We start from the raw sequence: 18,568 nt of genomic DNA, 5'->3' as shown, positions 1-18,568 counted from the left end.
AATACGATCGAACGCGGTGGATCAGCACATGACTCGAGACGTGAGTGAGCGCGCCAGGTACGCGCAGTCGGGCGAAGACCTGGCAGACATTGCCTTGCTCGGACCCGTTTCGACCAAAGTGGGCGATCGTCTGGTTCCGTTGCCGGGTCCGCGAGCTCGAACTCTGCTGGTTGCGCTGGCTCGCAATCCGGGTGAGCCACGTACCGCGCAGAGCCTGATCGACGACGTCTGGGGGCTGGAGCCGCCGCGCTCACCGATGAACGCCCTCCACACTCAGGTCTCGCGCCTGCGATCTGCACTCCCGGACGGGGCCCTCGAAGTCACGGCGGCCGGATACCGGCTCACTCTCGCTCGGGAGCGTGTCGACCTGGCCAGGGCTGCGGACGCCGCCCGTGGTCTGCGCACCGTCGGCGCCGACGCGTCCGAAGCGCTCGCCGTCACGACCGCGTCATTGCGCCTGTGGCGCGGTACCCCCGGGAGTGACGTCGTCGGCGACGTTGCAGATCGTCTGGCGCTCGACGCAGGCCGGGTGTACGACGAACTGGAGACGGCGCAGATCGACGCGTTGCTCACATTGGGGGAGTACGCGGCAGCCATTCCCCTGGTGCGCGGACGCCATCTGGCGAGCCCATTCGACGACACAGCGGCCGAGGCGTTGATGCGTGCGCTCGCCGGAGCAGGCCGAGTCAACGAGGCACTCGAAGTGTTCGCGGAGTTCCGCAACCACCTCGCCAATCGCCTGGGCGCTGATCCGTCACCCGCACTGGTGACCCTCAATGCTGAACTTCTCGGGGCACCTGCGGCTACACCGCGGGCCGCGCGTGCGATCGGTCTCCGCGCTGCCCCCAACACCTTGCTCGGTCGCGACAACGACATCGACCAGATCGAATCCTTGCTCGCCCGCTCGCGCGTCGTCACCATTCTCGGACCTGGTGGCGCCGGAAAGACCCGTCTCGCACACGAATTGGGCTTGCGCGGATCCGTGAACCAGCCGGGCGTCTCGGTGGTCCTCGTGGAGTTGGCGTCGTTGCGCAGCAGCGAAGATGTCATCGCGGCCATCGGAGGCACCCTCGGAATCAGCGAATCCGATCTGGCGCCAGGCAAATTGACCGTCGGCCGAACGCATTCGGCGAGAGAGCGACTCAAAGAGGCGCTGTCCGCCGGTCCGATGTTGCTCATCCTCGACAATTGTGAGCACGTGATCGGCGCGTGTTCGGAGATCGTGGCCGAGATGATCGCGGCCGGTCGTCAGCTGACGGTACTGACCACCAGTCGTTCTCCGCTCATGATCAGTGCCGAGGCGGTGTACCCGTTGCCGCCGTTGGCGATCGAAGACGGAACCGGCTCGGCAGTCGAACTCTTCTCGGCGAGAGCCCGTGCGGTGCGGCCGTCTGTTCATCTGGACGTCGACGCGGTCGTCAAGCTGTGTACGACGCTCGACGGACTCCCGCTGGCGATCGAGCTCGCTGCCGCGCGGGTCCGCACCATGAGCGTCGACGAAATCGGTTCGAGACTGCGAGACAGGTTCGCGTTGTTGCGCTCCGATGATCCGACGTCTCCGGATCGGCATCGCACCCTGCACGCGGTGATCGACTGGAGCTGGAATCTGTTGGGCAGCGGGGATCAGATTGCGTTGCGTCGATTGTGCCGATTCCCGGCCGGCTTCACCCTTTCTTCGGCGCAGGCCGTTGCCGGGTGGGGCGAGTTGACCGATGTGGCAAGTGCCGTCGAAGCGCTGGTGAATCAGTCACTTCTTTCCGTCAGCGACGGGCAGGGAGATCTTCGGTACTACATGCTCGAGACTGTCCGTGAATACGGCGAGGAGCAACTCGCCGCGTCCGGGGAGGGACCGGAAGTGATTCGGCGCCTCGACGACTGGGCGATTGCGATCGCCGAGGATGCCGTCGTGCGTGCACGGACGGATCAGCTCCGTCTGATTGCCGACCTCGACGCCGAGCACGACAACCTTCTGGCTGTACTTCGCTGGGCCGTGGAACGCGGCGACGCGGTGACCGTAGCCAACGTCTTCCCCGTCCTTGCGATTCTGTGGGCCGTACGAGGATCGAACTCGGAAATTTCGAACTGGGCGTCGAAGATCGTCGGGGCGACCGCGGACAACGATCTGCGCGACGTGAATGCAGAACTGGTGGGCGCTACGTTCATCCTGGTGGCGATGCATCTCTTCTTCGGAGAGGCCGATCGAAACCATGCCCGTGCGCGGATCCGACTTCGAAAGCTGTTGCGTGAGCGCGATGATCTCGGTCCGTTGTTCGCATTTCTGATCAAGCTGACCACGAGTGGGATCGCCAACCACAAACTTGCGCGGTTGGTGGCCGAAGGCGTTCGCAGTTCCGATCCCGAGACCCGAATGGCGGCGCTGTCCGCGCGTTCGAACATGCGGGAGAACATCGGAGATCTGCGCGGTGCGTTGCTGGACGGGGAGACTCTGTTCGACTACGCCACCAGCATCGGTGACGAGTGGGGTCTGGCGATGGCGGCCCAACATGTCGGGTCGGTTCACAGCCAATCCGCCCGCTATGGCGAGGCCATCGAGTTCTACGCGATCGCGGCGGCGTCGATGGAACGCCTCGGTGCGCGTGACGAGGCGATGCAGCTCATCTGCTTTCAAGCCGGAGCAATGATCGCGGCCGGTGACACCGCTGGTGGTCGGGTGCTTCTCGATCGTGCACGTCCGGCATTGGCGCATTCGGGTGGGACCGGGGCCATCGAAACCGATCAACGGCGCGCGGCGCTCACAGCGAGTATCGCCGAGGCGGATCTCGCGGACGGCCGTATCGACGAGGGCTTGGCTCGGTATCGAGAAGCGCTGGAGCTGTTGGGTTCTGCGATCGAGAACATCTTCGGTGATCCCTTCGTCGTTCTGCTCGGTGCCGCGGCTGTGTGCGCTCACGCAGTTCACGGCCGGCACGAACTGGTGGCGGGCCGCGTTCTGCAGATGAAGGAGTCGAGTGCTCTCAAGCTCGATCCCAACGGTTACGCGGACCTGCCGCTCGCGGGTTCGTTGGCGTCGGCGATCGGGTCGTTCGATCTTGTCACGGGCAACATCGAACGCGGAGTCGAACTGATGGCTTTGTCGTTGAAAATGCCGGGGAGACAAGACTTCGTCTCGCTCCATCACGCGCGCCTCTCCGACTTCGCGGTTGGTCTGGTCGGAGCCGACAGGTGGTCTGTGGAAACCGAGAAGGTATCGGGTTACTCACGCAGAGCGGTCCGCGAAGCAGTGTTGGCTGCGCTTCGCGGACCGGTGCTGGACTAGGTCTGGACGATGGTGCGGGACTTATGTCTTGCGCATGTACATCCGCACGGTCAAAGGTGCCATGACGGCAACGATCACCGCGGCGCCCACCAGCGACCACACGACGTGGATACCGAAGTGGCCGTCGTTGGCCAGCTCGCGAACCGCGGTCACCAGGTGTGAGACCGGATTGACGTTCACGAACTTCTGAAGCCAACTCGGCATGGTGGCAGGATCGACGAACGCATTCGACAGGAACGTCAGCGGGAACAGCACGAGCATCGAAACACCCTGCACCGTGGACGCTTTGTTCATCAGCACGCCCATGAGAGCGAAGATCCAGCTGATGGAGAACGCGCACACCATGACCAGGATCGCGGCAGACAGAATGCCGACCACGCCGCCTGCGGGGCGGTAACCCATCGCGAAACCGACGATGAACGTGATGGTCGTGGCGATGCCGTAGCGCACGACGTCGGCGAGCAATGCACCGGACAGCGGGGCGATACGAGCGATGGGAAGGGACTTGAAGCGGTCGAACACGCCCTTGTCCATGTCCTCACGAAGCTGAGTGCCCGTGACGATGGAACCGGTGATGACGGTCTGGACGAGGATGCCGGGGATGATCGTCGGCAGATATGCCGTCACGTCACCGGCGATCGCGCCGCCGAAGATGTAGGTGAACATCAACGTGAAGATGATCGGCTGGATGACGACGTCGAACAGTTGCTCGGGGTTGTGCTTGATCTTGAGAATTCCGCGGTACGCCATCGTGAACGTGTTCGCGAAGCTCTGCTGCAGGCTGATGCGGCGGGGTGCGGCATCCGGCTGGGCTATCGGCGACCGGGGTTTGGTGAGAGTGGTTGTCATGCGACGCTCCGATCGGAGTCGTTGTCGGACTGGGCGTCGTTGCGACCACCGTCTTCGGGCTGGTGCCCGGTGATGGTCAGGAACACTTCGTCCAGGCTGGGTTTCTGTACGTTGATTTCGTCGACGGCGATACCTTGCTCACGCAGACGGATCAACAGGTCCGCCGTGATCGACGGGTCGCTCAGCGGGGCGGTGATCCGCCCGACCTCGGGAGTGACACCCACCTCGACGCTCAGCGCAGCGGCGATGAGCGAGCGAGCCTCCTCGGTGCGATCACGATCGACCAGCTTGAGTTGGAGCGAGGAGATCCCGACCGAAGCCTTGAGTTCGTCGGCGGTGCCGTTGGCGATCACGCGGCCGCGGTCGATCACCGCGATGCGATCGGCCAGTTGATCGGCTTCGTCGAGGTACTGCGTGGTGAGCAACACCGTCGAACCCTCGGCGACGAGTCGCCGGATGGTCACCCACATCTGGGCGCGGGTGCGCGGATCGAGGCCGGTGGTGGGCTCGTCGAGAAACAGCAGCGGCGGGCGCGCGATCAGGCTTGCCGCCAGATCCAGGCGTCGACGCATGCCACCGGAGAAGTTCTTCAGCGGTTTGGTCGCGGCCTCGACCAGATCGAACTCCTCGAGGAGTTCGAGGGACTTGGTGCGCGCATCGCGGCGGCTCAGGCCGAGCAGCCGCGAGAAGATCACGAGGTTCTCGGTCGCCGTCAGATCCTCGTCGACGGAGGCGTACTGACCGGTGACGCCGATCAGGGATCGGACCGCGGTGGGTTCACGGCTGACGTCGTGGCCGAAGATGCGCGCCTCACCGCCGTCGGGGCGAAGGAGAGTGGCGAGCATGCGGACGGTGGTGGTCTTGCCGGCGCCGTTCGGCCCGAGGACGCCGAACACCGAGCCGGTGGGGACGGTGAGGCTGACGCCGTCGACCGCGCGGTGCTCGCCGAACTTCTTGACGAGTCCGTCGGCCTCGATGGCAAGAGGCGAAGCTGTGTGGTTCATGGGATGAAGCTTGGCAGACCGATCTTGCATGGACCTTGCGTGGAACTTGCGGTTACTTGCACAGTGCGCGAGGTCGGTGCTCCACAACCGGCAAACAATCCCCAGACGGATCTTGCTTGTCGGTGTGCGGGCGCGGCGGCATCACGCTCGCTGCATGGAGATTCTTACGCGGGCACAGGCTCACCGGGACGGCACCAGCGACGCGCAGTTGCAGCGAGCGGTCAGGCGCGGCGAGCTGCACCGAATCGCAGCGGGGATCTACATGCGCGCCGATCACTTCCGCGAACTCGATGCGAGAGCACGCCACCGCTGCGCTGTCATGGTAGCCACCGAAAGCTGTGGACCAGGCGCAATCGTGAGCCACGCTTCGGCAGCGGTCATGCACGGATTGGATTGCGGCGGATTGCGATTGGACACCGTGCACATGACGCGTAACCGGTGCTCGGGTGGGCGGAAGAGTCAAACCTTGCATCTTCATCCGGCAGTGGTCCCGGCCGAGGAGGTCGTGCTGATCGACGGCGTCGCAACCACGTCGCTTGCGCGAACGTTCGTCGACCTCGCACGGACGACGCCGTTCGAGACCGCCGTGGTGATCGGTGATTGCGCCCTGCGACGTGGGATGAGGCGTGAGAACGTCGACGCTTCGCTCGATCATGCGCGCGGACGGCTGGGAATGAGTCGCGCTCGAGTGGCGGCGACGTTCATCGAACCAGGTGCCGAGAGTCCGGGGGAGTCCATCAGCCGGGTACGCATGCGCGACGACGGTTGGCCGATGCCGACCCTGCAGCACGAGATCCGTCACGGTGGCCGGTTCATCGGGAGAGTCGATTTCTTCTGGAAAGAGCACGGTGTGGTGGGCGAGTTCGACGGGATGGTCAAGTATCGCGGCGACAATCCAGGGAGGGCGGTAGAGCGCGAGAAACTGCGGGAGGACGCGATCCGGGACGCGGGGTTCGAGGTGTTCCGGTGGGTATGGGCGGATCTTCGCGACTTCGAACGTGTCCGCGAAAGGTTCGAGCGGGCTTGCCTCCGCGGAGCCGCGCGCTGATTGTGCAGCCGCGGCGCTGATCAGGCCTGCGGCTGAACAATCGGGCTGCGGCTGCTAGCTGAACCGAGCCACCAGGGCGGCGCGGTCGAGCTTGCCCGGTCCGCGCAGGGGGAGCGCGTCCAGGACGAAGAGTTCCCGCGGCGCTGCGGTGACGTCGAGTGTCCGCTGAGCATGTGCGCGTAGTTCGTCGAGCGTCGGAGCTTCGCCCTCGGGTACGACGACGGCCACCACCCGCTGCCCCAGCCGCGGGTCCTCGATGCCGATCACCGCGCACTCGCGAACGGCGGGGTGATCGGCCAGCGCGGCCTCGACCACCTGCGGTACGACGGTCAGCCCGCCGGTGGAGATTGCCTCGTCCAACCGGCCGCTGATGCGAAGGACCCCGTCGACCACAGCTCCGGCGTCGTCGGTCCGGAACCACCCGGGCTCGGCGAAAGCGGGGTGGTCGGGAAGCCCGCGGTACCCGGACGCGAGCATCGGTCCGCCCAGCAGTACTCGCCCGTCGTCGATACGAATCTGTGCTCCGGACAACGGGATTCCGTCGTAGACGCAACCGCCGGACGTTTCGCTCATCCCGTAGGTGCGGACGACGGTGATGCCCGCTTCGGTGGCCTGCGCGAGTACCGGTGCGGGAGTAGCAGCGCCGCCGAGCAGAACCGCGTCGAGCGAAGCCAGAGCCTCGACCGCGGCGCGATCACCGAGTGCCTTGACCAACTGCGTCGGCACCAACGAGGTGTAGCGGCGCGGTCCGCTCATCGCGGCGACAGCGCCCGGCAATGCGGCAGGGTCGAAACCCGCACTGACGTCGACGATCACCGGTTGTGTTCCGGCGAGGACACTGCGCAACAGAACTTGCATCCCGGCGATGTGGTGCGGGGGGAGAACCAGCAACCAGGATCCGGTGCCGCCGAGGCGTTCATTGGTCGCGTCGCCGCTGGCTCGCAGTGCGCTCGCGGCGAGCATCGCGCCCTTCGGGGTTCCGGTGGTCCCCGACGTGGCGACCACCAGCGAGATGCCGTCGTCGATTGGCTGATCGGGGTGCAGAGCGTCGCTCAGTCGGGCCGTCTCGCGTGCGTCGGCCGCCGGGACGGGAAGCACGGCGTCGTGCACGCCGTCCAGGATCTGCGCGATGGCAGGCAGTACCTCGAAGACCGCCTCACCCTGTGGAACGGCCAGTGTGCGAAGAACGTTCACCGGACGTCCGGCCCGGCCAGCGGCCAACCACCGGCAGCCAGATGGCTTCGTACGCGGTCGACGTCGGTTTCGAGTGGCATCTCGTTGGTGATCTTCGTGATGAGGACCTGGATGTCGGTCTTCTCGATGGGCAGATCGCCGTCCTCGATCAACGCGTCGGCGACGGCGTCGACCTCGGTTTCGGAGAGTCTGCGAGTGAGGAGCGCGAAAAGTGGGATGTAGTCCTGCTCGGGGACGCCATTGGGATAGCCGGCCCGCAACCAGCCGACTATCGACGTGAGGAAGGGCGGAAGGGCCATGACGTCAGCTCACGTCTCGAACTTCGTTGTCGGTGTCCACGTCTTCGATGACCGGCCACCCACCTGCGCGCAGCCTTTCGGTGACACGATCGACGTCGTCCTCGGACGGCTCCTCGTTGAGGATTCCCTCGATGATGGCGCGGATGGTGTCGTAGTCGACGTGGCGGTCCGGCACTTCGTGTGCCGACTCGATGGACATCGAAACGACCTGCTCGATCTCCTCGTCGGTCAGACGACGACGGAGAACGGCGAGCAGCGCAAAATGATCCTTGTCCGGGATGCCCTCGGGATACCCGGCACGCAGCCAGTCGAGCACGCTGCGCAATGAATACTTGCTCAAATCCTCGGCCTCATTTTCGTTTCGGTGGTTTCAGTGGTGCGCCGCGACGACCACTCAGAAGACGTGGATTCCGAACGTGCTGGCCAAGAAGTTCTTCATCAACAACAGAATTCCGGCGAAGATCGTGACGAGCACGACCGCAAAACAGAGGTACGCACCCATTTTACCCAGGGTGGACGGTCCTTCGGTGCCGTCGGCGTTCGGCAGACTCAGCGACTTGAGGCCGAAGGCGAAGATCGCCGGCAGTCCGGCTCCGAAGAGCAGTCCGACTGCCACTACCTGCCAGAGCGAATCGAGGGTATCGGTGAGTAGATGCATTCTCTTGCGCCCCTTTCAGGAGTTGCGAGTGGGTTCGGTGGACGGAGTGGGATCAGCAGTCGGAATCTCGCGAGCCGTCGCATCCGGATTCTCGTCCCATTCGGCGGTCACGTTGGCGGCGTCTACGGGTTCCTTACGCGAACGCAGGTACATGAAGATCGCGAACGCGATGAGGGCAGCGAAGACGACGAGCACGCCGGCCAGGCCGCCGATCAGATGCGCGAGTGCCCAGCAGATGGCGCCGACCACTGCGGCCGACGGCAAGGTGATCAACCAGGCGGCGGCCATCCGGCCTGCGACGCCCCAGCGGACCTCGGCGCCCTTGCGCCCGATGCCGGTACCGAGGATCGATCCGGTGGCGACGTGGGTGGTCGAGAGGGGGAGTCCGAGGTGGCTCGACGTGAGAATGATGGCGGCGGACGACGCTTCGGCTGCCAGACCCTGCGGCGCGGCGATCTCGACAAGGCCCTTGCCCAGGGTGCGGATGATGCGCCAACCGCCCAGGTAGGTGCCGAGAGCGATCGCGACGGCACAGGTGAACTTCACCCAGAACGGCATCTCGGTCTCGGCGGTGATGGTGCCGTGAGCGACCAGGGCCAAAAAGATGACGCCCATAGTCTTCTGGGCGTCATTGGTGCCGTGCGCAAGTGAGATCAGCGAGGCGGTGCCGATCTGGCCGAAACGGAAACCGCGCTCACGCTCGTCTTCCTTGACGGATGCGGTGATTCGGTACACGAGCTTGGTACCGACGCCTGCGACCAGGGCCGCGACGACCGGCGCGAGGATCGCGGGGACGACGACCTTGGTCAGAACTCCACCCCACTCGACGCCGCCCATACCGATGGAGGCGATTGCGGCGCCGATCAATCCGCCGAACAGTGCGTGTGAGGAGCTCGACGGCAATCCGAGCAGCCAGGTCGCCAGATTCCAGATGATTCCGCCGACGAGACCGGCGAAGACGATCAGCAGCAGATCCTGCCCACTGACCGCACCGAGGTTGACGACGCCTTTGGCCACGGTCGCAGCGACCTCGACGGACAGGAACGCACCGACCAGGTTCAGGATCGCGGAAAGGGTGACCGCAACTTTGGGCTTGAGTGCTCCGGTCGCGATGGAGGTGGCCATTGCGTTACCGGTGTCGTGAAAACCATTCGTGAAATCGAACGCGAGGGCGGTGACAACTACCACCAGGAGGATTACGAGCTCTGCGGTCACAACGTGAATTGTGCGTATCGAACGCGTAAAAGTACAGCGAACGGGATGCGAACAGGGGCTCCGCGGAGTACGTCCCCGCGCGTGGGCTGCGGCGCTGCCGTTCGCGATGTGTTCAGCGCCACGAAATCGGAACCCTGTGTGGGACCTCACTTTTTGGTCTCACTCACCGGGAAGGCACATTCGGACCGTTTTAAACGCTGATTACCTACGGGCACCGAGCGCACCGGAACAGGGGTTTCACCCCTGTTTCTCGGTGTCTGTCAGTGAGAAGGAGAGCTCCGACCGTGAAGCCCAACAAGTCCACGAAGCTGATCGTGGCACTCGCCGCGACCGCCGTTCTGGCGTCAGCCTGCGCATCGAATCGTGGTGACGATCCCTACGCCGTCGCTGTCGGCGGACCCGGCGTCAGCGCAGACCTTGCGTCGAGCACATCCGACGCGAAGTTCGGCACCCTCGATTCGCCCTGTGGTGAAGGCGACGCCACCGGCGCAACCGATCAAGGCGTCAGCGACACCGAGATCAAGATCGGGTTCGGTGACGACCGCGGTTATGTGAAGTCTCCTGGGCTGAACAAGGAAATGAGCGATGCGGTGAACGCGCTCATCTCTTGGTGCAACGATCAGGGTGGCATCAACGGCCGCAAGGTTGTCGGTACCGACTACGACGCCGCGATGACGCAGGCCAACTCGGTCATGCAGGAAGCGTGCGCGAGCCAGTTCATGATGGTCGGCTACGGCTTCGCGATGGATCAGACCGCCGAGCAGACGCGTGTCGCGTGCAACCTGGTGTCCGTGCCAGGCTTCACCGTGTCACCCGACGCAGCCAACGGACCGATGACATTCCAGGGTGTCCCGTTCCCGGTCGACTACGCGAACGGTTCGCAGTGGTTCCAGATGGCCGAGATGCACCCCGATCTGGTAAACGACTTCGACGTCGTCAACAGCACGATGCCCACGATCATCAGCTCCACCACGAAGATTCGCTCGATCGCCGAGGCTGCGGGTTTCAAGCTCAAGGATTGCGGCGTCACCCTCAACTACGAGGGGGAATCGAGCTATGTGCCGTTCGCCGAGAAGTACAAGGAGTGCGGCGCGAAGGGGATCTGGACGTCACGATCGGCGAGCCCGTCGGAGCTGAACTTCGTGAAGGCGCTCGATCAGGTCGGGATCGATCCCATCTTCTTCGGTGAAGCCACCTGGTACGGCGCGACCGTCTCCGATTGGAACAAGGACACCGGACTGCTCGACAACCTCAACGCGGGCATGACCTTCCAGATGCTCGAGAACGCGGACAAGGTCCCCGCAGTGAAGAAGTACGTCGATCTTGTCTCCGAGCAAGGTGGCAAGACCGCGCTCCTCGGTATGCAGGCGGCGTCGTCGTTCCTGCTGTGGGCGGCCGCCGCGGACGAGTGCGGTAGCGATCTGACGCGTCAGTGCATGGTGAACGAACTCTCGAACATTCACGAGTGGGACGGCGGCGGATTGCACGCCGTCACCGATCCCGGCAAGAACATGCCGGCCACCTGCGGACTCATGACCTCTCTGAAGGGCAGTACCTACGCGCAGGCGTTCCCGTCCACCGCGGGCGAATTCAAGTGCGACCCCAAGTACCTCGTCGCGACCGACAAGAGCACCTGGGGAACCGAACTCGGCGCTGACCGCGTGTCGACGAAGTACCAGAACGCCAACGTCATCAAGCCGCAGTCCTGATTCTTCCGACTCGGGCGGCGAGCGCCAACCGCCGCCCGAGTCCCTAACGAGGGTTCAGCCATGAACACTTTTGTCACTTTCACGATCCTGGGCCTGGTCCTGGGGTCCGTGTACGCGATCGCCGCCTCCGGGCTGGTACTCACGTACAACACGTCAGGCATCTTCAACTTCGCGCACGGTGCACAGGCAATGCTCGGTGCGTTCATCTACTGGCAGTTGCGCTACGGCTGGGAACTTCCCACCGTCGTCGCCTTGCTGATTTCACTCGTCCTGGTCGGGCCACTGATGGGCCTCGGCCTCTACGTCCTGATCATGAAGGGTCTGCGCGATACCGCCGAGGTCACCAAAATCGTTGTGACGGTCTCGATCCTGCTCGGAATGCTCTCGATCTCGCACTGGTTCTGGCACCCCGAGACCGCTCGGACGATGCAGATGTTCTTCGGCGACCAGTCCAAGATCACGGTGTTCGGCGCGAGCATCCGCTACCACGAGTTGATCTGCATCCTCGTTGCGATCGCCATCGCCGTGGGCCTGCGCATCCTGTTCACGCGCACCCGCGCCGGTGTCGCGATGCGCGGCGTCGTCGACGATCCGGAACTGTTGCGCCTCAACGGCCACAATCCGGAGCGTCTTGCGGCCCTGTCCTGGGCGATGGGTTCGACGCTCGCAGTCCTGGCCGGCATCCTGATCACCCCGATCAGTGGCGGCACACTCGAGGCGAACATGTTGACACTCTTGGTGATCGACGCGTTTGCCGCGGCCATGTTCGGCCGGTTGCGCAGCATTCCGCGCACGTTCGTCGGCGCCGTGGTCCTCGGGCTTGCCGGTACGTACGTATTGGCGTACTTCCCGACGAGTTGGAGTTGGACGTCGAATTTCCGTGTCTCCCTGCCGATGATCGCGCTGTTCGTGGTGCTGATCGTGCTCCCACAGGACCGGTTGCGTGGAGCGGTCACCCGTACTCGCGAGCGTTACCACGTGCCGAGCGTGCGCAAGGCCGTCGTCTGGGGCTTGGCACTGATCGTCATCGTCTACCTGATCCGTCTGCTGATGGTGACGTCCGCCGTCACCACACTGACCATCGGAATGACTTTCGCGATCATCGCGCTCTCGCTCACACTCCTCACCGGTTACGCGGGTGAATTGAACTTGGCGCCGGTGTCTTTCGGCGCTATCGCTACCATCGTGGCCTTCCACTTCGGGATCTCCGGTTCCGGGTTGGCTGCGCACCTCAACCTGTGGGGCATCGTCGTCGGAGTCCTCGTCACCGCCGTGATCGGTGGCCTCGTCGCCCTACCGGCGCTGCGGCTGAGAGGGCTGTATCTCGCGCTGGCAACCATGGCCTTCGGAGTGTTCCTCTCCAACATGGTTCTTCGTGACACCACCGAACACGAGATGTTCGGCATGAAGTACTCGCTGTTCAAGGACGGGAACATCGCCCTCCCGCCGCTGAAGATCGGTCCGCTCGATCTGAGCAACGAGACGGTGTTCCTGATGACCGTGACCGCGCTGTTCTCGATACTCGGCGTCGGCGTCATCGCGTTGCGTAACAGCGGCTACGGGCGCCGACTCGCGGCGATGAAGGACAGCCCGGCCGGTTCGGCCATGCTCGGACAGAGCCTGGTTCGGCTCAAGCTGAGCGTCTTCATGATCTCTTCGGGGATCGCCGGTCTCGGCGGCATTCTGATGTCGAGCGCCATGGGGTCCGTCTCGGGCGAGAGCTTTGCCATCATGGTCAGCCTCTCGCTGCTCATGCTGACCGTCGTCGCGGGTATCGGATACGTCACCGGCGCCCTGTTCGGTGGACTGATGGCCGGAATCGGGTTTGCGGTCATCATGGTCTCGTTCACCAATCTGGCTTCGGCGCAACCGGAGTTGGAGGGAATGTGGCTGCTCTTCGGCAACATCGCGGCAGTCAGCCCGGCACTGATCGGCATCGGCGTCGGCGCGAACCCCAGCGGAACGGTCCACAGCGTGATCGAGGGCTACCGACGGCTCGCCGGTGCCAAGCCTGTTCTGATCGGCGGCGCCGCAGTCGTTCTGCTGACCTACGTCCTTGCTCTGACCGGTGTACTCGGCAACTGGTGGTTCGCGTCCATCACGATCGCGGTGGTGTTCATGCTGCCGGTGATCGGTGAGATGGTCATGCCCAGCGCGGTTCTCACTCCGGAGGAACTGGCCGCCAAAGCGACAGTCGTTCCCGAGGACATCGGGATCGATGTCCCTTACAGCCCCGAGATCCGTGACGAGATCGACCGCGAACTGGGGATTCCTCAGGACCAGGGTGGCTCGCCGAAGGAGTTGACCGTCCATGTCTGATACACCACTTCTCGAAACGCGCGGTGTGAGCGTTCGTTTCGGTGGACACGTCGCGGTCAAGGACGTTTCGCTCACCGTGCAACCCGGAACGGTGACGGGACTCATCGGACCGAATGGTGCGGGCAAGACGACGCTCTTCAACACCATCACCGGGCTGCAGAAACCCACGTCCGGTCAGGTGTTCCTCGGCGGCGTCGACGTGACGAAGCTACCGCCGCACAAGCGGGCAGGTCGCGGGCTTGCACGTACCTTCCAGCGGCTCGAACTGTTCGTCTCGCTGTCGGTGCGTGACAACCTGCGCGTCGCCGGAGACATCCACAAGGCGAACGGCCGCAACAAGATCGACGTGGACAGCGAGACGGATCGTCTGCTGGAGCTGACCGGGCTGACGGATGTCGCGGACAAGGACGTCGCGGACATCCCCACCGGACGCGCCCGCGTCGTCGAAGTTGCACGGGCGCTCATGACCGATCCGCGAGTGCTGCTGCTCGACGAACCGGCCTCGGGTCAGACGGAGCAGGAAACCGAGGTCTTTGCCGAGATGCTCACCGAACTTGCTGCGGGTGGACTCGGAATCTGTCTGGTGGAGCACGACATTCCGCTGGTGATGAAAGTGTGCTCGACCATCCACGTGCTCGACTACGGCGCAGTCCTCGCCTCGGGTGATCCGGAGAAGATCCGGACGGATCCGGAAGTGATCGCGGCCTACATCGGGACCGAGGAGGAGGCGGTATGACGTCAGCGAAAATTGGCGAGGCGAAAATCGACGAGGGTATACGCAGCCCCGACCGCGCCGAACCGTTGCTCGAACTGTCCGGTGTCCGCGCCGGTTACGGATCCATCGAAGTTCTGCACGGGGTGGATCTGGTACTCGAACCGGGCGCCGTGGTGGCGCTACTCGGACCCAACGGCGGCGGCAAGACGTCGACGCTCAAGATCTGCTCGGGCGTCCTTCCGGTCACCCGCGGCGAGTTCCGGCTCGCGGGCCAGGTCGTGAACGGAGTCGAGCCTTCGGAGTTGGCTCGGCTGGGGGTCTGCTCCATCCCCGAAGGACGCGGGATCTTCGCCAACCTCACTGTGCGGGAAAACCTGTGGATCGCCACCGGAACGGGCGTCGGGCTGGCCGAACTCGAAGAGGTTGCGTACGGCAGGTTCCCGATCCTGGGGGAGCGGCGCGGACAGTTGGCCGGATCGATGTCCGGTGGTGAGCAGCAGATGCTGGCGCTGTCACGGGCACTCGGCACTCACCCGACGGTGCTCCTGCTCGACGAGCTGTCGATGGGTCTCGCACCTCGAATCGTCTCGCAGATGTACGACGTCGTCGGCTCGCTTGCAGCCGAAGGCATTTCCATTCTCGTCGCCGAGCAGTTCGCACGAGCGGTGCTGCCCATCGCGACCTCGGCCGCACTGATGTTGCAGGGACGCGTCGTCAAGACCGGCGATCCACACGACATCGAAAACGAACTTTCTACCAGTTATCTAGGAGGATGACGATGACTACTCTCGCCGAAGATCGCCGTGAGGAATTCAAGAAGAACATCGCAGAGTTGAAGCTGGACAAGAAGCAGGCAGGCGGCGACGCGGCGACGCGCATCGCGGGCCTGGTGCTCATGGTCGTCGGAGTGGTCGGCGCCTTCGTCGTCTACATCTCTTCGCTGACGCTCTCGGACCTGCGGGATCTGGTGTCGTACCAGATCCTCACCGTGGTTTTCCTCGCCCTGACAGTGGTCGGTGCCGCACTCTTCCTGGCCGCATCGGTGGCAAAGGTGCTGCGGCTGTGGTTGGTTCGCCAACTGCTCGAGGGCCAGGCACAGACAGATCAGATCTCTCAGGCGCTGAGCACGCGCAACTGATCTCTGCGAAGAACCGACAGATGCCCGCCACGAAAGTCGTGGCGGGCATCTGTCACTGCTCGGCTACAGCTGTGTCTCGACTACGCGGACGGTGGCCGGGAATCGCGTCGGATGGGATGGTCCTCCGGGATCTGCACCATCACGATCGGTGTCCCGTCCGGGTCGGCGATCCACATCTCGTGTAGACCCCACGGTTCCTGTCTTGCCTCGCGCGCGATCTTGACCCCGGCGAGAACCAGTTCGGTCTGAACGGCAGTGAGGTCCCGGACCTGCAGCCAGATCGCGCCGCGAAAGCCGCCCTCGCCGGTGCCGCCGTGCGCAGCGACTTCGATCAGCCCTTGGCCGGCGAAGAAGACTGTGCCGCCGGGATATTCACGAGCGATCGCCAGACCGAGGGTGTCTCGGTAGAAGCTCAGCGTTCGTTCGTACTCGCTCGGGCGCAATATCGTCCGACTGCTCAGAATCTCCACGTCCGACCTCCCTCTCGCACCTACTGTGTCAGAAATACCAGGGATATGGTGACCAGTCGGGATCACGCTTTTCGAGGAACGAGTCACGACCCTCGACGGCCTCGTCGGTCATGTACGCCAAACGTGTTGCCTCACCGGCGAACAGCTGCTGGCCGACCAACCCGTCGTCCTGCAGGTTGAACGCGTACTTGAGCATCCGCTGTGCCTGCGGCGACTTGCCGTTGATCTTGCCGGCCCAGTCGATCGCGACGTTTTCGAGTTCCGCGTGGTCGACAACCTTGTTGACCGCGCCCATCTGATGCATTTCCTCGGCGGTGTACGTCTCACCCAGGAAGAAGATCTCGCGAGCGAACTTCTGGCCCACCATCTTTGCCAGATAGGCGCTGCCGTAGCCGCCGTCGAAGCTTCCGACGTCGGCGTCGGTCTGCTTGAACCGTGCGTGCTCGCGGCTGGCGAGCGTCAGGTCGCACACCACGTGCAGGCTGTGGCCGCCGCCCGCAGCCCAGCCGTTGACCAGGCAGATCACGACCTTCGGCATGAAGCGGATCAAGCGCTGGACCTCGAGGATGTGCAGGCGCCCGGCGCGTGCTTTGTCGACGGTGTCCGCCGTTTCACCTTCGGCGTACTGGTAGCCGCTGCGGCCACGGATGCGCTGGTCTCCGCCCGAGCAGAACGCCCAACCGCCGTCCTTCTCGCTCGGTCCGTTGCCGGTCAGGAGCACCGCTCCCACGTCGGAGGTCATCCGGGCGTGATCGAGTGCGCGGTACAACTCGTCGACGGTGTGCGGGCGGAACGCATTACGTACTTCCGGTCGGTCGAAGGCGACGCGAACGGTGCCTTGGCTGACATGCCGGTGGTAGGTGATGTCGGTGAGGTTCTCGAATCCGGGGACAGGGCGCCAGAGCTGCGGGTTGAAGGTCACCTGAGCCACGATAGAGGCACGGCTCGCGCGTCTAACGGATACCTGAGGTAGAACACGTTCCCGGGCGCGCTAACGTGCAGGTCATGAGCGAACAAACCGCAGACGGCACGGAGATCGTCACAGACGGTGAGAAGCGGGGCGGATTTCCACGGTTCCGGCACACTCCCGCAGGTCCGGACTTCGGCCGCTTCGTCGAAGCGATGCGCAGTTTGCAGGACCTTGCCGTCTCGACCAATGTTCCCGACGACGTACTCGCAGACATCGCTACGCAAGCCGAGGAGCTTGCCGATCGGTTGACTCCGTACGAGGTCCCGGAAGGCAAGTCGCCCGCAGGCTCGAACATCCAACTGCCCGGACGCGGCAGCCTCCTCATGCTCCCGTGGATGGTCGAGAAGTTCGACACCGAAGGAGTCCGCAGTACCGGCGTCTTCCGTCGCTACCACCTGGGCGGCAACGGCGCCGCTCACGGCGGTGTCCTGCCCTTGCTGTTCGACGACGTCTTCGGGATGACGGTCCACGCGGGTGGCCGTCCGATCTCCCGCACCGGCTACCTCCACATCAATTACCGCGCGATCACTCCGCTCAATCAACAACTGGTGATCGAGGGGCAGGTGGATCGGGTCGAGGGTCGCAAGACTTTTGTCAGCGCGCGCCTGACCGATCTCGACGGCAAGCTCCTCGCCGACGGTGAGGCGCTCATGATCGAACTGCTTCCGGGACAGCCCTGACATGTTCCCCTCGTTCGACGATCTGATCGCGGACGCCGTGGTTCTCGCGCTGCCGATGCGAGTTCGCTTTCGCGGCATCACGACTCGTGAGGCCCTGCTCGTTCGCGGCCCGGCCGGGTGGGGAGAATTCGCCCCGTTCGTCGAGTACGACGACGAAGAGGCGTCGCAGTGGCTGCTCGCGGGTATCGAAGCGGCGTGGCTGGGTCCGCCGCCTGCGCTTCGTGACGCAGTTCCCGTCAACGCGACCGTGCCGTCGATCGACGCGTCTGCCGTTCCGGAATTGCTGGAGCGCTTCCCCGGGGCCCGGACCGCCAAGGTCAAGGTCGCCGAGAAGGGACAGTCGCTGGCGCAGGACGTCGCCCGGGTGAACGAGGTGCGTCGGCACATCCCGAACGTGCGCGTCGACGCCAACGGCGGGTGGAGCGTGGACGAGGCGATCACGGCCTTGCGAGCGATCACCGATGACGGTGAACTCGAATACGCCGAGCAGCCTTGTGCAAGCGTCGAGGAACTGGTCAGGGTCCGCGCCGCGGGGACCGGTGTGCGGATCGCTGCCGACGAGAGCATTCGCCGTGCCGAGGACCCGCTGCGCGTCGTACGAGCGGGGGGAGCGGACGTCGCCGTCGTGAAGGTGCCGCCGCTGGGCGGAATGCGTGCTGTGGTGGCGCTGTCGGCGCAGCTGGCGGACTACGGGGTGCCGGTGGTGGTCTCGAGCGCTCTGGACACGGCTGTGGGGATGTCCGCGGGACTGGCGGCCGCGGCAGCCTTGCCCACCCTTCCGTTTGCCTGCGGACTCGGTACCGGCGGCCTGTTCGTCCGGGATGTCGCGGTCACCGGGGCAGCTGTCGACGGTGCTTTGTCGGTGGGTGCCGTCGAGCCTGATCCGGTTCTGCTCGAGACGCTGGCCGCGCCCGCGGACCGGCGCGACTGGTGGTTGGAGAGGGCTCGGCGCTGCCATCGGATACTCGGCAGTAGGGACCAGCCGAATTTCGTATAGTCTCGGGCGCGACCTGATGAACATCA

18 protein-coding genes are annotated in these 18,568 nt (G+C 64.3%); 9 read left to right on the top strand and 9 right to left on the bottom strand.

Going from position 1 to position 18,568, the window contains the following annotated elements; all coding sequences use genetic code 11:
- Nucleotides 1-28 precede the first annotated feature (28 nt).
- Nucleotides 29-3,277 carry a BTAD domain-containing putative transcriptional regulator gene (locus ASU23_RS14435; RefSeq protein WP_051649750.1) on the top strand — a complete coding sequence of 1,083 codons (3,249 nt, stop codon included), beginning with the start codon at nucleotides 29-31 and terminating at the stop codon, nucleotides 3,275-3,277.
- Between the two features lie 21 nt (nucleotides 3,278-3,298).
- On the opposite strand, the gene ASU23_RS14430 is transcribed toward ASU23_RS14435, so the two are convergent.
- Both ASU23_RS14430 and ASU23_RS14425 read right to left on the bottom strand, forming a co-directional pair.
- The gene (locus ASU23_RS14430; protein ID WP_003941848.1) at nucleotides 3,299-4,126 is read right to left on the bottom strand and encodes an ABC transporter permease; all 828 of its coding nucleotides are present in this window, start codon (nucleotides 4,124-4,126) and stop codon (nucleotides 3,299-3,301) included.
- A complete protein-coding gene (locus ASU23_RS14425) occupies nucleotides 4,123-5,130 on the bottom strand; it encodes a daunorubicin resistance protein DrrA family ABC transporter ATP-binding protein (protein ID WP_003941960.1) in 1,008 nt (335 codons plus the stop codon). The genes ASU23_RS14430 and ASU23_RS14425 overlap by 4 nt, the downstream gene beginning before the upstream one ends.
- A gap of 154 nt (nucleotides 5,131-5,284) precedes the next feature.
- On the opposite strand from ASU23_RS14425, the gene ASU23_RS14420 reads away from it, so the two are divergent.
- Nucleotides 5,285-6,178, top strand: coding sequence for a type IV toxin-antitoxin system AbiEi family antitoxin domain-containing protein (locus ASU23_RS14420; protein ID WP_050768582.1), 894 nt, complete (start codon nucleotides 5,285-5,287; stop codon nucleotides 6,176-6,178).
- A 54-nt stretch (nucleotides 6,179-6,232) separates the two neighbouring features.
- Here the strand turns inward: ASU23_RS14420 and menE are convergent, their stop codons facing one another.
- Genes menE through ASU23_RS14395 form a run of 5 tightly spaced genes read right to left on the bottom strand, consistent with a single transcriptional unit; the run spans nucleotide 6,233 to nucleotide 9,544 of the window.
- Complete coding sequence (gene menE, locus ASU23_RS14415; protein WP_058038181.1) at nucleotides 6,233-7,372, bottom strand: o-succinylbenzoate--CoA ligase; 1,140 nt, start codon at nucleotides 7,370-7,372, stop codon at nucleotides 6,233-6,235.
- Nucleotides 7,369-7,671, bottom strand: coding sequence for a DUF3349 domain-containing protein (locus ASU23_RS14410; protein ID WP_003941976.1), 303 nt, complete (start codon nucleotides 7,669-7,671; stop codon nucleotides 7,369-7,371). Before ASU23_RS14410 ends, menE begins: the two co-directional genes overlap by 4 nt.
- A 4-nt stretch (nucleotides 7,672-7,675) precedes the next feature.
- Nucleotides 7,676-8,011, bottom strand: coding sequence for a DUF3349 domain-containing protein (locus tag ASU23_RS14405; RefSeq protein ID WP_003941853.1), 336 nt, complete (start codon nucleotides 8,009-8,011; stop codon nucleotides 7,676-7,678).
- Nucleotides 8,012-8,065: 54 nt separating this feature from the next.
- The gene (locus ASU23_RS14400; protein ID WP_003942079.1) at nucleotides 8,066-8,329 is read right to left on the bottom strand and encodes a hypothetical protein; all 264 of its coding nucleotides are present in this window, start codon (nucleotides 8,327-8,329) and stop codon (nucleotides 8,066-8,068) included.
- A 15-nt stretch (nucleotides 8,330-8,344) separates the two neighbouring features.
- Nucleotides 8,345-9,544 (bottom strand): inorganic phosphate transporter, encoded by a 1,200-nt coding sequence (locus ASU23_RS14395; protein ID WP_007728486.1) that lies wholly within the window; start codon nucleotides 9,542-9,544, stop codon nucleotides 8,345-8,347.
- 284 nt (nucleotides 9,545-9,828) lie between these two features.
- Here ASU23_RS14395 and ASU23_RS14390 point away from each other — a divergent pair, with 284 nt between their 5' ends.
- The 5 genes from ASU23_RS14390 to ASU23_RS14370 are packed head-to-tail and all read left to right on the top strand — an operon-like array spanning nucleotide 9,829 to nucleotide 15,425.
- Nucleotides 9,829-11,253, top strand: coding sequence for an ABC transporter substrate-binding protein (locus tag ASU23_RS14390; protein WP_003942040.1), 1,425 nt, complete (start codon nucleotides 9,829-9,831; stop codon nucleotides 11,251-11,253).
- Between the two features lie 60 nt (nucleotides 11,254-11,313).
- A complete protein-coding gene (locus ASU23_RS14385) occupies nucleotides 11,314-13,572 on the top strand; it encodes an ABC transporter permease (RefSeq protein ID WP_058038144.1) in 2,259 nt (752 codons plus the stop codon).
- Nucleotides 13,565-14,308 carry an ABC transporter ATP-binding protein gene (locus ASU23_RS14380; RefSeq protein ID WP_007728482.1) on the top strand — a complete coding sequence of 248 codons (744 nt, stop codon included), beginning with the start codon at nucleotides 13,565-13,567 and terminating at the stop codon, nucleotides 14,306-14,308. Before ASU23_RS14385 ends, ASU23_RS14380 begins: the two co-directional genes overlap by 8 nt.
- Nucleotides 14,305-15,063 (top strand): ABC transporter ATP-binding protein, encoded by a 759-nt coding sequence (locus ASU23_RS14375; protein ID WP_054187821.1) that lies wholly within the window; start codon nucleotides 14,305-14,307, stop codon nucleotides 15,061-15,063. Before ASU23_RS14380 ends, ASU23_RS14375 begins: the two co-directional genes overlap by 4 nt.
- A 2-nt stretch (nucleotides 15,064-15,065) precedes the next feature.
- A complete protein-coding gene (locus ASU23_RS14370; protein ID WP_003942018.1) occupies nucleotides 15,066-15,425 on the top strand; it encodes a hypothetical protein in 360 nt (119 codons plus the stop codon).
- Between the two features lie 80 nt (nucleotides 15,426-15,505).
- Here ASU23_RS14370 and ASU23_RS14365 read toward each other — a convergent pair whose 3' ends face one another.
- Together ASU23_RS14365 and ASU23_RS14360 are read right to left on the bottom strand one after the other, a co-directional pair.
- Nucleotides 15,506-15,895 (bottom strand): VOC family protein, encoded by a 390-nt coding sequence (locus tag ASU23_RS14365; protein ID WP_003941917.1) that lies wholly within the window; start codon nucleotides 15,893-15,895, stop codon nucleotides 15,506-15,508.
- Nucleotides 15,896-15,923: 28 nt separating this feature from the next.
- Nucleotides 15,924-16,817 carry a 1,4-dihydroxy-2-naphthoyl-CoA synthase gene (locus ASU23_RS14360; protein ID WP_024487301.1) on the bottom strand — a complete coding sequence of 298 codons (894 nt, stop codon included), beginning with the start codon at nucleotides 16,815-16,817 and terminating at the stop codon, nucleotides 15,924-15,926.
- A gap of 83 nt (nucleotides 16,818-16,900) precedes the next feature.
- On the opposite strand from ASU23_RS14360, the gene ASU23_RS14355 reads away from it, so the two are divergent.
- Together ASU23_RS14355 and ASU23_RS14350 are read left to right on the top strand one after the other, a co-directional pair.
- The gene (locus ASU23_RS14355) at nucleotides 16,901-17,545 is read left to right on the top strand and encodes a PaaI family thioesterase (RefSeq protein WP_058038180.1); all 645 of its coding nucleotides are present in this window, start codon (nucleotides 16,901-16,903) and stop codon (nucleotides 17,543-17,545) included.
- Between the two features lies 1 nt (nucleotide 17,546).
- Nucleotides 17,547-18,542, top strand: a complete 996-nt coding sequence (locus ASU23_RS14350; protein WP_058038143.1) for an o-succinylbenzoate synthase — start codon at nucleotides 17,547-17,549, stop codon at nucleotides 18,540-18,542.
- Nucleotides 18,543-18,568: the final 26 nt, after the last annotated feature.

Origin of the sequence: Rhodococcus sp. KB6 (assembly GCF_001445685.1) — a bacterium.
Lineage (GTDB): Bacteria > Actinomycetota > Actinomycetes > Mycobacteriales > Mycobacteriaceae > Rhodococcus_F > Rhodococcus_F qingshengii.
The sequence above is the reverse complement of the archived record's forward strand: the minus strand, read 5'-3'. Positions and strand labels throughout refer to the sequence as shown.